This window comes from Corynebacterium sp. CNJ-954 (assembly GCF_001942345.1).
In the GTDB taxonomy this organism is placed as follows: Bacteria; Actinomycetota; Actinomycetes; order Mycobacteriales; family Mycobacteriaceae; genus Corynebacterium.
Genome location: NZ_MKKI01000002.1, coordinates 30,879 through 44,662 on the forward strand (window position 1 = coordinate 30,879; position 13,784 = coordinate 44,662).

Below are 13,784 nucleotides of genomic sequence, written 5' to 3' on the forward strand. Positions count from 1 at the left end.
CGAGTGTGCAGGGCTCCGGCTCCCGGAGGCCTAAGCTCGACGTCATGGCACTTCAACGCATGGACCATGTCACTGTCGTCGTCCGGGATCTTGATGCGGCGGTCGACTTCTTCCGCGAACTGGGGATGGAGGTTGACGGCACCACGCAGGTCGGTGGTGAGTGGGTGGACCGGATCTGCGGCATTGACGGTGTGACCGCCGACATCGCGATGCTGCACACCCCGGACGGCCACGGACGCATCGAGGTGACGAGGTACCTGCGCCCGGAACCCGATCCAGGCGTCCGGAAACCGGAACCGGTGGAGACACCCGGACTACGGCAGATCATGTTCGCCGTCGATGACCTGGACGGCACCGTCCGTCGACTCCTTGAACACGGCGCCGAGCTCGTCGGCGAGATCGTCCGGTACGGGGACGCCTACCGTCTGTGCTACCTGCGCGGCCCGGAGGGGATCATCGTCGCACTGGCGGAAGAACTTCGCTGAGACGCGTATCCTGGGATCCGCAAGGTATCCGACACGTGGACCAGAGATAAGGGAAGTGGAGGTTACGATGAGTGACGACAAGAAGCGCGACGACCCGGACCTGAAGAAGGTCGCGGACGACGAGTCGGAGCGCCCCGGTTCCGGCAAGGAAAGCGCTGAAGCGGCTGAGCGTCGCGTGGACCAGTGGGAGGAAGAATCTTTCCCGGGCAGCGATCCGCCCGCCCACTACTGACGTATCTTCAGAGTCCCCGCCTTCCCGTCCTGACGAACGGGGAGGCGGGGACTCTGGCACGATGGGGACATGTCCCTCAATGATCAGCAACGGCGACAGACGGCATCGGAGTTCGCCGAGAACCTGACCCGCTCCGGGTTGAGCCCGGAGGAGGTCAGGGAGCGTGCAGCATTGCCGCTGGAACGCTTCAGTGCCGCGTTGGAAGTCACTCCGGAGGCTCACCCGGTAGATGTGTGGTGGGTGAGGGACACTCTCGAACAGATGGTGCGTGAGTCAGGGGTCGACCCGGTGTCCCACGCAGTGCTCACCGAGGAGATGAGGGGCGCTGCAGCGGTGTGGTTCGGGGTAGGGGAACGACCCTGATATGCCCAGCGCAGCGGCGGGTGCGGGGGTGGTACCCCAGGGGGTATGGAATACGGAGGCGTTGCGACCTGTTGGCTGACACATGCGTGCCATGACTTACCCGGAATACGGAAATCCTGACATTCTGCAGCTCAACGATGTGCCGGTGCCCAAAGTAGGCCCCGGAAGCATCCTGATCCGGGTCGAACGCGCCGCCGTGAACCCCGTCGACTGGAAAGTGATGGCCGGCGGCCTCGACCCCATGCTGGACGCCGTCTTCCCCGTCATTCCGGGGTGGGACGTCGCCGGCACCGTCGAAGCGACCGGTCCTGACACCCCCGAGTTCTCGGTGGGTGACCGGGTCGCAGCCTACGCGCGAAAAGAGGTCGTCCACGGTGGAACCTATGCGGAGTACGTCGCCGTTCCCGCAGAGTCGGCTGCCGTCGTCCCCGCGGACGTGGACATCGACACCGCTGCCAGCATTCCGCTGGTGGGAGGTACCGCACTCCGCGCCCTCGAGACCGTACAACTGTCACCTGACGACACACTGCTGATCCACGGCGCGTCCGGCGGGGTCGGGCACATCGCCGCGCAACTCGCCGTCGACTACGGGACCACGGTGATCGGTACGGGATCACCGAAGAACCATGACCGGCTCCGCGAGATGGGCGTGACGCCGGTCGCCTACGGGGACGGACTCGAAGACCGGGTGCGTGAGATCGCGCCCGGCGGGATCACCGCCGTCGTGGATTTCGTCGGTGGTGTGCTGGACCAGAGCCTCGCGCTTCTGGGGGCGGATCATGGAAACCGCCTGGTCTCGATCGCCGACAGCGATGTCGAGGAACACGGCGGGCGCTGGGTGTGGGTACGCCCGGACGGTGGCCGGCTGCACTATCTCCTGGAGAAGGTCTCCGAGGGCGCGGTTTCGGTGCACATCGACCGGACGTTCCCGCTGGGGGAGGCTGCTGAGGCACTGGAGGTGTCGAAGTCGGGGGAGGCCAACGGCAAACTCGTCATCGACGTGACCCGCTGACACCACCGGGGATGTGCGCTGTCAGGTCTCGGTGGACTGGGCGTCCTGAGTGGCTCCGGTACCGGTACCGTCGGTAGTGCCCGGAGGTCCGCCCATCGCGCCGGCTCCACCGCCTCCCATGCCCATACCGGAGCTGGGTTCGGGAGCATCCTCGGAGAGTGACTCCAGGGTGGACCGTATGGACTCCGCGAGCGCCGTCGCACCGGTGTCTCCGGCGGCCTCTGCTCGGGTGGTGAGCTCATCGAGAGTGTCGGCGGCGTAGCCACTGGCGATCAGTCGGCCGTAGAGATCGGTGTAGGCGTTCTCGTACATGGCGTAGAACTCGTCGTTGTCGAGGAACCGCTCCTTGAGGATGCTGCTGTCACTTCCACCCCCGGGTCCGTCTTCCTCCCCCTCACCGCGGTCGGGCATCTGAGGCATCTCCAGGTCTCCACCGCCGGTACCGCCGGGCATGCCGTCAGGGAACTCCGGCATCTCCCCGGTCTGCGGCATCTGCGGCATCTGCGGCATCTGCGGACGCCCGTCGACGGTGCCTTCCGCATCACCTTCGGCAGCAGTGTCACCGGGGTCTTCCGCCACGTCGCCACCTGGACCGCCCGCGCCGCCCGTGCCGCCCATCATCCCGGACAGGGCCATGTTCAGGTCCCACGACAGCACCGTGAACTTCTCGTCGTCGGTGTCGTACCACAGGTAGTAGTTGTTGCCCGGGCCGTCCATCGCATCGTTGTTGGAGAGGATCTCCTGCAGTGCGAGGTACTGCGCGAACGATTCAGTGTCGAGATAGTTTCCGAGCTGCTCGGCGAACTCCTCGTCCGACGACTGGTCGAGGAACTTCAACAGGTTCATCACCGGCTGCAGGTCGTAACCGCCTTCGCTGTTGATCTGCTTGAATGATTCCTCGTACTCTGTCGGATCGTCTCCGACGTAGTCCAGTGACCCGCCCGCCCGGGCTTTGTAGAGGACACCGTCGCCCAGGTCATCGGCCCACAGCGTGTCCGGGCTGTCGAGTACGATACGTGCCGTTGATTCGCCACCGTTGACTGATACGGAGGTGAAGCTGTAGTCCTGGGTCGTCTGGCCCGCTTCCGCAGTCATCTCCAGCGCGAGGGCCTCGTTCAGTGCGACATCGGAACCGCTGGCGGCAGGACGGAGGGCGATCTCCGTCATCCCCTGGTAGGCCCTGCCTTCTTCATATTCATCGAAACTGATCAGCCACGGGAGTTCTTCGGGGGAGTCCTCGGAGAGCTGGGTCATGCCGCCCATGCCACCTGTGCCGCCCATATCCTCCATTCCTTCGGGCATTTCCATGCCCTCGGGCATGTCGCGGTCCTCACCGGTCCCGCCGCCGGGACCTGCGCCGCTTCCGCTCAGCGACGAGAGCGTGGAGTTTCCCTTGAGTCGCAGCCCGACATTCTCGATCAGGGTCCCGTCGATGGTGATGTCGGCACGGATGTACTCCTTCTCGTCCTCATTACGGAAGGTCGCGATCATGTCGTCGTATTCCGCCTGGTTGAAGCTGATGTCGATGGTGTGGTCGTCGCCTTCGAAAAGGTCGGAGTCCCCTCCGATGTCCTGGGTGATCACGGTCTCGGAGACCAGTTCGGAGGTGATGTAGGGGCGCACCATACTGGCACCGAAGGCAATCGCGACGGTGACGACGACCGCCACGATGACGAGCAGCAGCTTCCAGTGATGCCGCAGCCGTACCGGCAGCCGGTGGCGGAGTGGTGTGCGTTGTGTGTCCGTGGGCTGGGCCATGTCACATGTCCGTCTGGTCGTACCCGGTCAGGACGGTGGCTTTCTGGCCGGCATTGACGACACGCAACTCGTTGATCAGGTCCGCGGCCTTCACGTTCTTCTTCAGCTTCGCGGTGTAGCTGTACTCCACCAGGGAGCCGCCGCGCACGCTCTCGGTGCTGATCAGTTCGTACTCGGTGGTGTTCCGGATGAGGATGTCGTCGATCATCGGAGCGTAGTCGTCGCCGTCGGCCGGCACCTGCAGTTTCACGACCTGTCGTTGGACGTCCAGCGCAAACCAGTTGAACCGGTGCATCACCAGGATGACGGCGCAGATCACGACGGTGGCGAGGACGGCCAGCGTGTAGAAGCGGGTGCCGCAAGCCATACCGATACCCATCACCAGGAAGATGAAGCCCACGTCACGGGTCTCCTTGATGGCGTTACGGAAGCGGACCACGGACAATGCTCCGACCAGGGCGAATGCCCGGGCCACGTTAGATCCGACAACGAGCATGATCAGGGAGATCAGCATGCCGAGGATGATCAGGGTCTGCACATAGCCCTGGCTGTAGCTGATGTTCTTGTGGGTGTTGCGGTAGACCCAGGCGACGACGAGGCTGCAGACGAAAGCGAGGGACAGGGAGAGAAGTACGTCGGCGACGCTGAAGGTGCCGGAAAGGTCGGTGAGACCGAAATTGAGATCCATGGAAGACTTTCTTTCTCAGTTGGTGCGGACGAGGGAGGACGGGTCGACGTGGTCGTCCTCCGGGGCGTGGAAGAGTGACCGTGGCGCCAGGCGGTGGGCCTCGACGCTCTGGCAGTACTTGGAGATCCGTTGGACCTGCATGTCATGCCGGGCGGCCATGTCGGTCACCCAGTAGGGGGCACGCTCATTGACCTTGACCTCCATGACCGCCAGGTCAGGACGGATGATGTAGCGGCTCTCCGTCTCGGAGCGCAGGTCGAAGTCGCGGTCACGTCCACGGACGCGGTGGTCGAGGGTGACCCGGAGACCGAGATCGGCGTCGGTGCCGACGTACGGCTCACGCCGGTACCCCGTCATCGCCGTCGGACGGAGGTCGAGCCTGATCACCAGGTCGAGGACCTCATCAATGAAACTCTGGTCGGCACCCGGGTACTCGACCCGCATGCGACGGTCGCACAGGTCCAGTGCCAGGTGGTAGGGGAGCATGACCCGTCGCTTCTGGGTGACCCGGTTGACCCTCTGTTTGATTTCCACCGACACCATCGAGTCGGCGGACACGGGTTCGTCGGCGCCGCCGGTCTCGCCGTAGCGACGGATCCGCAGCTTGCGTCGGAACTTCAGCCCCTCAATCTTCTCGTAGTAGAAGCGCAGTTTGTCGGTGTCATAGTAGACACTCCACACGCCGTAACCGCCTGGCCCGGCGTGGGGGTCGTGCTCCATCCGCCGGGACAGTTCCTCGCGGATGGCAGGCACCTGCTCTGCGGGCACCAGGTACTTCAGCTCGTAGCGGTTGAAGGCGTGGAGCTTCCCCGGGGCACGCAGTTGATGACTGATCTTGTTCGGTGGGCTGGTCATGTGACCATTGTTTCGGGATCGGCACCGCTCCGAATCCCACAGACATGGGATTTCACGTACCGCAGTCGTGGTACGTCATGCGTCCCCGCGTCGCCTGTCTACGGGGATCTTTCTGGACCAGCACGGCGGTTGCATGTCAGCTGTGAACGTACTTCACCTGTACAGGTCTCGGAGCAGACAGACCTCGGAGAGGTGGTGGATGAGCTCGCGGTGAATATGCAGGACCAGGCGTGCCAACGGATCGTCGGAGAAGGGACCCTCCGCGTCCCCGCAGGGACGTGAGAGCCCGTCCTCGCCGAGGGACGCCACCCCGGCCTTCCATGCGCCGTACTGCTCATCGAGCTGGGCCAGAGCCTCCTGTGCCGTGGTGGCGTAGGTGAAGGAGCCATAGTCGACGGGCGGACCGCCGAAGTGGGAGGCGTTGCGCATGCCGAGGACACCGACAATGACATGTCCGAGCCGCCAGGCGATCGTGGTCACCGGGGGTGGGGTCGGCTCGGGAAACGCGAAGTCGATGGCCATGGATCCTGCGCCTGCCTGCACCGGGGCAGTGCCGGTTCCCCGGGGTCGGATACTCCAGCAACCGGCGACCGGCTCCCGGAAGTACTCGTCGTCGGTGAGCCCGTCGAGCCGTGCCCGGAGCTGATGCGTCCAGTGCCAGTCCATCTGGTCGAGGAGCAGCGAGTTCCAGCTGTACGTGGTCATGAGACCCATGATCCTCCGGTTCCCGGGAAGTTTCCACGACGAACTGTGATACTGGGGCGGTCAGGCACGGCCCGCAGAGACGACAACCAGGAGAGATGCCATGGGAAACAACGACAGTGCACGCGAACTCAGCTCGTCGGTCACCATCGATGCGCAGGCGCGGGACGTCTGGTCGGTGATCACCGACTTCCGGAACCTCGCGGCGGCCAGCCCCGAACTCGTCACCATGGTGCCGATCCTGCCCGGCGGGCTCCGCGAGGGGCAGAACTACATCGGGATCAACCGGCGGAAAGTGGTGGTGTGGCCGACCCGGAGCCGTATCCGTACCGTCTCTCCGGACCGGGAACTGTCCTGGGACACCGTGACCAGCGGGGCACGGTGGGTGTACGAGCTCAAGGAGACCGACGCCGGCACCGAACTCACCCTCCGTCGACCCGTCCCGGGGAGGCTGACCGGGGTCAGCAGTCTTTTCGCCCGCTTCCTGCTGGGCGGAGCAGACAGCCACGCTGACGAGCTTGAGCAGGGAATTCGTCAGACCCTGGATGCACTCAAACAGCGGGCGGAGAGGAACTGACCTCAGATCTCGATGTCGAAGTCATCGGCCTCGCTGAAGGAACGCCCCTCAGCCTGGTAGGTGGCCGCAGCGCGCAGACGCGCCAGGTCCGCCTGGGTGCCGGTCCTGCCACGTCGCCAGTAGCCGAACACCTGGACCTGTTCTTTCGGCAGACGCAGTGTACGCAGGCAGTGGTGACGTACCCCCCGGATGTCTTCGCGTTCACCGGCGGCCCAGAACGCGCTCGAACCGTCCGAGGGTAGGGAAGCGACCACGTCAGCGAGGGGAGTGGGTGAGGAGTTGTCGGCGAGGTGGAGCGTCGCGCCGGGAAAATCACCGGAGTAGCGATCGGCCGGGCCGGCGTCGGGAAGTGCCAGCGTGACCGTGTCGACCGGTACCGCCCGCGCGATCGCACTGGCGGCCGGATACGCTGAACCGTCGGCGAGAAGATGTATGCGCCGACCGTCGGACACGCCGGACGGGGCGGGATGCGGCCGGGGACCCGCGAACGGGACACGGTCGCCGGGGACAAGATCGCGTAACCAGCACATCATCGGTGAGTCCGAGCCATGCACCACGATGTCGACGGCCACCGTGGACGACCGCCGGTCGAACTCCGCGATGGTGTACACCCGTCGGCACGTGTCGGGTTGGCCGGTGAGTGCACCGATCTCGTCGCCGGGGTCGGGGACCGCCAGCCGCACCGCCAGATTGGGGTGCTCCCAGGCGGTCGTGTCGGTGATACCGGCGACATGGCCGGTGACGCGGGCCAGCCAGGGGTAGCGGCGGGACACTGAGGTGACGTCCAGGACCAGTTCACTGAGGCCCTTCCTGTGCTCTGTGCTGTTGAGGACGGACGTGACGTCCCGGGCGTCCTGCGTGGTGCGGTCTGTTGGGTGGTTCATGTGTGCTCCTCCCGGAGTGCGGTGTCAGAGATTGGTGAAGTAGGGCTCGAGCTGGTCGAGGAGCCAGGGGATGCTCAGGGCCGTCGGTGCGCCCAGGGCGGTGGCGGCAGGGGAGTCCAGCTCGGCCGCGGTGCCGTGTTCGACCGACGGCAGTGACGACCAGCCGGCGATGTCGTCGGGGCTGTCGGCACGTACCCACAACGCCAGCAGGTCCATGTCGAGCAGACTGATGTTCTCGGCGGACACCGAGATGCCACGTTTGGTTTCGGTGCCGGAGATGTCGTCTGCGGACAGGGTCATCCCCAGGTCGGTGAAGAATCGGTTCGCCGCGTCCTCCGGCGACGAGATCACGCTGAAACTTCCCTCGGAGTAGGCGGCGTAGGCGAAGGTGGCACCGTCGACGGCGGGATGGTCTTCGCCGACCTGGTGCATCAGGTCGTCAACCCCGGCGATGACGTCCTCGGCTCCGTCGTCGTCACCGAGAATGTGACCTGCGGCGGTGGTGACCTCCCTCCAGTCGTCGACCTTCCCGGTCCCGACCGTGGCCACCGTCGGTGCGATAGCGGAGAGTGCGTCGAAGGTCTCCTGGTCGGGGACGTAACCGGCGAAGATGACGTCCGGATTCTTCGCGGCGATCTCCTCCACCCCGAAGGATGAGATGGCGTCGGCACCGCCACCGGAATTGGTGATGGATTCCCCGGCGGCCTCCGTGGACCAGGGCACACCCGCGTCGAAGAGAGTGCTGACGACCTCTGTCGCCACGGGATGCCCGAGAGAGGCGAAGGCGTCCGTCCAGGCCTGGCTGAAGCTGATGGCCCGTTCGGGGTGAACAGGAACCTCGGTGCTGCCGAAGGCATGCTCGACGGGCACCGACGTCTCCGCGGGCTGCGCTGCTGTGTCTGCCGTGCTGCCGGCGGGCCCCTCGGATCCGTCTGTCCCTGACGCGCACGACGCCAGTCCTGCCGCACACGCGCACGCGACGACCGCCGAGACGCAACGCCGTGTCCAACCCGGTGTTCTCACAATTCTCCTCCTGTAGCTAAGCCTTACTTTCCTCACGGTGGACAAGTGTATGGTCAGCCTCATGGACCGGATTGACCGTATGACGCACACTGTTGAACTGAATTTTCCGGTCTTCTACTGGACGGTCTCCGGTTCCGCGCAGGTCGTCACCAGAACGGGAGCGGGTGGCGCAGATGGCGTCCGTAGGGTGGGGGCGGGCCGGGGAATCTGGGTTGACCAGGGGGTCGGCGTGCGGGTGGACCGTGCGCCGGACGCGGGAGTCGTCGGATTCCGGTGCAGGGACACCGACGTCCTGCCGTTTCGGGTGGACGGTACCGTGTCCGGCGGAGTGGTCGCGGAGCAGTGGCGGGACGGCCTCGTCGAGCAGTTCGCATCGAGTCTCGGTTACCTGCGTGGGACCGGTCCATCCACGACAACACCGGCGGGAATCGCCCGGCCGCCGTTGCCGACGTCAGCGGGCGCGCGTGCGGCGGCGAAACTCCTCCTGGATGATCCGACGTCGACCGGGACGGTGGCGTCCCTGGCGAATGCGGTCCACCTGTCACCGGCGACCCTGAACCGGCGGTTCCGGAGCGAGACGTCTCTGTCCGTCGGGCAGTGGAGGGCGAGGGCACGGATCGCGTCGGCGACGGCGCTTCTACGGGGCTCCGGGATGACGCTGGAGACCGCGGCTCACCGCGTCGGACTATCGTCGGGGTCGGCGCTCGCGCGGCTGTTCCGGGAGACGATGGGGACGACCGCCGCACGCCTCCGGTCGTCGGAGGCCTTGGGATGTGCCGAGTCACCCGCGTCGGGTGCCGGCAGTCAGAGGTCCACCTGGCCGAGGACCAACAGGATGCACGTCCTGATCTGGGTCTACCGGGGTTCTGCTCGCGTGTCCGCCGGTGGCGGGAATCTGGAACTGGTGGAGGGCGATCTGGCATGGCTTCCCGCGGGCATCCCGAATGTCGTGCACATGGGGAATGACAGCCTGGTCCTGCCGGTCGGGGCCCGGGTCGGTCGGGCGCAGCACGGCGGAGGCCCGGTCCGACTGTGCGCGGAGGGCCTGAATGCAGACACTCTTCTCGGAGCGTCGGCACAGGAATACGATCCGCTCTTCGCCAGACAGACGGCACTGGTGGACGGGCTCTTCTACACCTACCTGGCCAGCGGGAGCGATGGAGACGTACAGGACTCCAGACTGATGACACGACTTCTGGAGACGTTTCGCCGGGACCCGTCCTCGGGCCGCACCGTGGAGGAGTGGGCGGAGCATCTCGGGTGTTCCCGGTCGGAGCTGACGGGTGCGCTCGCCGGGGACGGGGCCGGGGCCTTCCGTCAGTGGCGGACCTCGATGAGGATGGGAATCGCCCGCCAACTCCTCTCTGCCGGTGTCCCGGTGGACGGGGTCGCCCAGCACCTCGGGTACTCCTGCACCAGTTCCTTCAGCCACGTCTTCGCCCGGCACCACGGGGTTCCCCCGAGCAGGTACCGGGGCTACGTGTGAGGCGTCCATGTCCGACCACGGGATGAGTCGTCCCGCGCGGTAGTTCAGTCCTGGGCACGATGACCCGGCGTCCGGAACCGGGGATAGTGACCACCATGTACACCGCCTCAGTGATGTCGCTCGCCCCTCTGTCGATCATCGCCGGGGTGACCGTCTGGCGGATACGGAGGCATCCGCGACGTCCGTCCAACGGGTTCTGGCTGCTCGCCACCGTCGGTGCACTCTGGTACGCGGTACTGGCACTGACCTCTGCACTGATGCCGGTGCACGCCGTGTCGGTGCCGGCACTGATCGGTACGGCACCGACGCTCATCCTTCCGGTCCTGGTGATCATCGCGGGGTTCTCGCTCATCGCCAACACCGGGGTCGTGGTACGCCGTGAGGGGATCCGACTGGCGACCCTGACGCCCGCCGTGATCGGGGTCGCCCTGCTGGGGACGGTGGGTCTTGCGGCGACGGCGCTCTACATCGCGGCGGGTGATGTGGCCGTATTGTCCTGGTCAGCCCGTGCGGCGGTGAATGTCGCGGTGCTGACCCTGATTCCCGGGGCCATGCTGATCGTCGAGTTGGTCGCCTACACCGTCTACGCGGTGGTCTACCGCTGGATCCCGCACCGGGACGACGCAGATGTCGTGGACGTCATTGTCGTCCTCGGCTGCGGACTCGTCGACGGCGCGGTGTCACCGTTGCTGGCGGCACGGGTGGACAAGGCGGTCGCCGAATACACCGCCCAGGAGGACGCAGGAACCGCTCCGTTGATGGTCATGTCCGGTGGTCAGGGGACGGACGAGACGCGTGCCGAGGCGGAGGCGATGGCGGACTACGCGCGGGGACGAGGGGTCCCCGGTGGCAGGATCCTCATGGAGACCCAGTCCACGAACACCGAGGAGAACCTGTTGTTCACCGAAGAGGTGCTGAGGGACGCTGGGCTGGTTGACCCGGCTCTGCTCATCGTGACCAGCAACTTCCACGTGCTGCGGTCGGTGTCGCTTTCGCGCCAACTACGCCTGCGGGTACGCGCACTGGGGTCGGTGACACCGTCCTACTACCTGCCCTCGGCGTTCCTCAGGGAGTTTGCCGCGCTGGTCGTCCACTACCGCTGGGCGAATGTCCTTGTCTGGCTCGCACTCACGGCCCTGTGGGCTGTTCCGCTGATCTTCATGTGACCGTAGACTCGTGCCACACCGCCGGAACCCACGCTGACGCCACCCACGGGAGCATTGATGAGTACAGATTCCAGATTCACCGTCGCCGCCATCCTCTTCGACATCGACGGCACCCTGGTGGATTCCACCGCGGCCGTGAACCGGGCATGGCGCGCGTGGGCAGCCGAGCATGACATAGAGGCCGATGAGGTCCTCGCCGTGTGCCACGGCCGGCGCTCCGCCGACACCATCGCGGACTTCCTCCCGGCTGACCAGGTAGCCGTCGAGGCCGAGAAGCTGGAGGCGAAGGAAACCGGCGACGTCGACGGTGTTGTCGCGCTCCCTGGTGCGGCACACCTGCTCGCGTCACTGCCCAGGAGTCTCTGGGCGGCCGTGACCTCGGGTTCGCAGGAGCTGATGCGCGCACGGCTCGGCGCGGCGGGGCTCCCCGTCCCGGAGAGTCTGATTGCCGCCGAGGACGTTGTCGAGGGAAAACCGGACCCGCAGGGGTACCGGAAGGCGGCCGAGGCGCTGGGCGTGGATCCGCTGGACTGCCTGGTCATCGAGGATGCCCCCGCGGGGTTGGCTGCCGGACGCGCCGCCGGTGGCCGGGTCCTCGCGGTGGCGACGTCCCACCCGCGCGGGACACTGGAAGCGCTCGGACGCGAGGCGTCGGCGGACGCCGTCCTCGATGACCTCACCGACCTCGTGGTCGAGGTGCAGGACGGTCGACTCGCCGTCACCGTCACCGACAGTGGAAGGACGGAAGCTCCTCGAGGGCACGTCTACTAGAGTTGGGATATGGATCACAACACAGACAGCAGAGACACAGACTCAGTAGACATCAAACCCCGCTCCCGGGACGTGACCGATGGCCTGGAGAAGACCGCGGCCCGAGGTATGCTCCGGGCGGTCGGCATGGGCGACGACGACTGGGACAAGCCCCAGATCGGCGTCGCCAGTTCCTGGAATGAGATCACCCCCTGCAACCTGACCCTGAAGAAGCTCGCCGGTTTCGCCAAGGAAGGCGTGCACGCGGCGGGCGGGTACCCGCTCGAGTTCGGCACGATCTCGGTGTCCGACGGCATCTCGATGGGGCACGAGGGCATGCACTACTCCCTGGTGTCCCGTGAGGTCATCACGGACTCGGTGGAGACGGTGATGTCCGCCGAACGACTGGACGGGTCGATCGTGATGGCGGGCTGCGACAAGTCCATCCCCGGCATGCTCATGGCCGCGGCGCGGCTGGACCTGTCCTCGGTGTTCCTCTACAACGGTTCGACGATGCCGGGGCAGGCACGCCTGTCGGACGGGACGGAGAAGGAAGTCACCCTGATCGACGCCTTCGAGGCGGTCGGAGCATGTCGGGCGGGCAAGATGTCGGAGGAGGACGTCGGAATCATCGAGCGCGCCGTCTGCCCCGGTGAGGGGGCGTGCGGAGGCATGTACACCGCGAACACCATGGCCTCGGCCGCTGAGGCGATGGGGATGAGCCTGCCCGGGTCCGCCGCGCCACCGGCGATCCACCGGAACCGCACCGAGTACGCACGCCGGTCCGGTGAGGCCGTCGTCGGCCTGCTGCGCAAGGGAATCACCACCCGCGACATCATCACCCGTGAATCCCTGCTCAACGCTGTCGCGGTGGTCATGGCCCTCGGTGGTTCCACCAATGCCGTGCTGCACCTGATGGCCATCGCCCATGAGGCGGGTGTCGACCTGAAGCTGCAGGACTTCAATGACGTCGGCGACCGGGTCCCGCACTTCGGCGACCTCAAACCGTTCGGCCGGTACGTGATGAATGACGTCTTCAAGGTCGGCGGTATCCCGGTGGTCATGCGGGCACTGCTGGACGCCGGTCTCATCGACGGCAGCTGCCTGACCGTGACTGGCCGGACGGTCGCGGAGAATCTCGCCGAGATCAACCCACCGGACCCGGACGGGAAGATCCTGCGAAGCATGGATGAGCCGTTGCACGCCACCGGCGGTCTGAGCATCCTCAAGGGCTCGTTGGCCCCCGACGGGGCGGTGGTGAAGACCGCCGGCTTCGACGCCGAGGTGTTCGAGGGCACGGCACGGGTGTTCAACCAGGAACAGCCGGCGATGGACGCCGTTCTCAACGGTGAGTTGAAGAAGGGCGACGTGGTCGTGATCCGCTATGAGGGACCCAAGGGCGGCCCCGGCATGCGGGAGATGCTGGCGATCACCGGTGCCATCAAGGGCGCCGGTATCGGCAAGGATGTCCTGTTGATCACTGACGGCCGGTTCTCCGGCGGATCGACCGGTCTGGTGATCGGCCACGTCGCCCCGGAGGCGGTCGACGGCGGCCCGATCGCCTTCATCGAGGACGGCGATCCCATCCGGGTGGACATCCCGTCGCGCTCCATCGACCTCCTCGTCGACGAGAAGACGTTGGCGGAACGGGCAGAGGGCTGGACTCCGCCGCCGAACCCGCGGTTGCACGGGGTGCTCGGGAAGTTCGCCAAGCTGGTGCAGTCCGCGTCGGTGGGAGCGGTCACGAATATCTGAGGAACTTCTGGGTTACCGGCTCCCGTGTCCGGAGTGACGGCTAGGGTA

Annotated in this window: 15 protein-coding genes; 9 read left to right on the forward strand and 6 right to left on the reverse strand. The window is 66.0% G+C overall.

The window, feature by feature from the left end; translation table 11 throughout:
- Positions 1-44: 44 nt before the first annotated feature.
- The 4 genes from BJF89_RS00905 to BJF89_RS00915 all read left to right on the forward strand — a co-directional run bounded on the left by BJF89_RS00905 (position 45) and on the right by BJF89_RS00915 (position 2,092).
- Positions 45-485: a VOC family protein gene (locus BJF89_RS00905; RefSeq protein WP_075811433.1), complete on the forward strand. Its 441-nt coding sequence runs from the start codon at positions 45-47 to the stop codon at positions 483-485.
- Positions 486-552: 67 nt separating this feature from the next.
- Complete coding sequence (locus BJF89_RS18770; RefSeq protein WP_158026015.1) at positions 553-717, forward strand: hypothetical protein; 165 nt, start codon at positions 553-555, stop codon at positions 715-717.
- A 69-nt stretch (positions 718-786) separates the two neighbouring features.
- Positions 787-1,080, forward strand: coding sequence for a DUF2316 family protein (locus BJF89_RS00910; RefSeq protein WP_075811435.1), 294 nt, complete (start codon positions 787-789; stop codon positions 1,078-1,080).
- A gap of 91 nt (positions 1,081-1,171) precedes the next feature.
- Complete coding sequence (locus BJF89_RS00915; RefSeq protein ID WP_222843784.1) at positions 1,172-2,092, forward strand: NADP-dependent oxidoreductase; 921 nt, start codon at positions 1,172-1,174, stop codon at positions 2,090-2,092.
- A 21-nt stretch (positions 2,093-2,113) separates the two neighbouring features.
- Here BJF89_RS00915 and BJF89_RS00920 read toward each other — a convergent pair whose 3' ends face one another.
- The 4 genes from BJF89_RS00920 to BJF89_RS00935 all read right to left on the reverse strand — a co-directional run bounded on the left by BJF89_RS00920 (position 2,114) and on the right by BJF89_RS00935 (position 6,098).
- On the reverse strand, positions 2,114-3,850 hold the full coding sequence (locus BJF89_RS00920; RefSeq protein ID WP_075811439.1) for a CotH kinase family protein: 1,737 nt from the start codon (positions 3,848-3,850) through the stop codon (positions 2,114-2,116).
- Between the two features lies 1 nt (position 3,851).
- Positions 3,852-4,538: a DUF4956 domain-containing protein gene (locus tag BJF89_RS00925; protein WP_075811441.1), complete on the reverse strand. Its 687-nt coding sequence runs from the start codon at positions 4,536-4,538 to the stop codon at positions 3,852-3,854.
- 15 nt (positions 4,539-4,553) lie between these two features.
- On the reverse strand, positions 4,554-5,393 hold the full coding sequence (locus BJF89_RS00930) for a polyphosphate polymerase domain-containing protein (RefSeq protein WP_075811443.1): 840 nt from the start codon (positions 5,391-5,393) through the stop codon (positions 4,554-4,556).
- A 153-nt stretch (positions 5,394-5,546) separates the two neighbouring features.
- Positions 5,547-6,098, reverse strand: a complete 552-nt coding sequence (locus tag BJF89_RS00935) for a DinB family protein (protein WP_075811646.1) — start codon at positions 6,096-6,098, stop codon at positions 5,547-5,549.
- Positions 6,099-6,198: 100 nt separating this feature from the next.
- Between BJF89_RS00935 and BJF89_RS00940 the strand changes: the two genes are divergently transcribed.
- Positions 6,199-6,672: an SRPBCC family protein gene (locus BJF89_RS00940; RefSeq protein WP_075811445.1), complete on the forward strand. Its 474-nt coding sequence runs from the start codon at positions 6,199-6,201 to the stop codon at positions 6,670-6,672.
- Between the two features lie 2 nt (positions 6,673-6,674).
- Here BJF89_RS00940 and BJF89_RS00945 read toward each other — a convergent pair whose 3' ends face one another.
- Complete coding sequence (locus tag BJF89_RS00945) at positions 6,675-7,556, reverse strand: siderophore-interacting protein (RefSeq protein ID WP_075811447.1); 882 nt, start codon at positions 7,554-7,556, stop codon at positions 6,675-6,677.
- 24 nt (positions 7,557-7,580) lie between these two features.
- The gene (locus tag BJF89_RS00950) at positions 7,581-8,579 is read right to left on the reverse strand and encodes an ABC transporter substrate-binding protein (protein ID WP_255372435.1); all 999 of its coding nucleotides are present in this window, start codon (positions 8,577-8,579) and stop codon (positions 7,581-7,583) included.
- Positions 8,580-8,640: 61 nt separating this feature from the next.
- On the opposite strand from BJF89_RS00950, the gene BJF89_RS00955 reads away from it, so the two are divergent.
- The 4 genes from BJF89_RS00955 to ilvD all read left to right on the forward strand — a co-directional run bounded on the left by BJF89_RS00955 (position 8,641) and on the right by ilvD (position 13,736).
- Positions 8,641-10,065 (forward strand): helix-turn-helix domain-containing protein, encoded by a 1,425-nt coding sequence (locus BJF89_RS00955; RefSeq protein ID WP_158026016.1) that lies wholly within the window; start codon positions 8,641-8,643, stop codon positions 10,063-10,065.
- A gap of 95 nt (positions 10,066-10,160) precedes the next feature.
- Positions 10,161-11,231, forward strand: coding sequence for a YdcF family protein (locus tag BJF89_RS00960; protein ID WP_158026017.1), 1,071 nt, complete (start codon positions 10,161-10,163; stop codon positions 11,229-11,231).
- A 57-nt stretch (positions 11,232-11,288) separates the two neighbouring features.
- Positions 11,289-12,002, forward strand: a complete 714-nt coding sequence (locus tag BJF89_RS00965; RefSeq protein WP_075811453.1) for an HAD-IA family hydrolase — start codon at positions 11,289-11,291, stop codon at positions 12,000-12,002.
- Between the two features lie 9 nt (positions 12,003-12,011).
- A complete protein-coding gene (gene ilvD / locus BJF89_RS00970) occupies positions 12,012-13,736 on the forward strand; it encodes a dihydroxy-acid dehydratase (protein ID WP_075811455.1) in 1,725 nt (574 codons plus the stop codon).
- Positions 13,737-13,784: the final 48 nt, after the last annotated feature.

Excerpts from the sequence above, each read along its gene's own strand:
- BJF89_RS00955 (WP_158026016.1), top strand. The coding sequence starts at position 8,641 with ATGGACCGGATTGACCGTATGACGCACACTGTTGAACTGAATTTTCCG.
- BJF89_RS00965 (WP_075811453.1), top strand. The coding sequence starts at position 11,289 with ATGAGTACAGATTCCAGATTCACCGTCGCCGCCATCCTCTTCGACATC.
- BJF89_RS00920 (WP_075811439.1), bottom strand. The coding sequence starts at position 3,850 with ATGGCCCAGCCCACGGACACACAACGCACACCACTCCGCCACCGGCTG.
- BJF89_RS00905 (WP_075811433.1), top strand. The coding sequence starts at position 45 with ATGGCACTTCAACGCATGGACCATGTCACTGTCGTCGTCCGGGATCTT.
- BJF89_RS00945 (WP_075811447.1), bottom strand. The coding sequence starts at position 7,556 with ATGAACCACCCAACAGACCGCACCACGCAGGACGCCCGGGACGTCACG.
- BJF89_RS00925 (WP_075811441.1), bottom strand. The coding sequence starts at position 4,538 with ATGGATCTCAATTTCGGTCTCACCGACCTTTCCGGCACCTTCAGCGTC.
- BJF89_RS00910 (WP_075811435.1), top strand. The coding sequence starts at position 787 with ATGTCCCTCAATGATCAGCAACGGCGACAGACGGCATCGGAGTTCGCC.
- BJF89_RS00960 (WP_158026017.1), top strand. The coding sequence starts at position 10,161 with ATGTACACCGCCTCAGTGATGTCGCTCGCCCCTCTGTCGATCATCGCC.
- BJF89_RS18770 (WP_158026015.1), top strand. The coding sequence starts at position 553 with ATGAGTGACGACAAGAAGCGCGACGACCCGGACCTGAAGAAGGTCGCG.
- ilvD (WP_075811455.1), top strand. The coding sequence starts at position 12,012 with ATGGATCACAACACAGACAGCAGAGACACAGACTCAGTAGACATCAAA.
- BJF89_RS00930 (WP_075811443.1), bottom strand. The coding sequence starts at position 5,393 with ATGACCAGCCCACCGAACAAGATCAGTCATCAACTGCGTGCCCCGGGG.
- BJF89_RS00935 (WP_075811646.1), bottom strand. The coding sequence starts at position 6,098 with ATGACCACGTACAGCTGGAACTCGCTGCTCCTCGACCAGATGGACTGG.
- BJF89_RS00915 (WP_222843784.1), top strand. The coding sequence starts at position 1,172 with ATGACTTACCCGGAATACGGAAATCCTGACATTCTGCAGCTCAACGAT.
- BJF89_RS00940 (WP_075811445.1), top strand. The coding sequence starts at position 6,199 with ATGGGAAACAACGACAGTGCACGCGAACTCAGCTCGTCGGTCACCATC.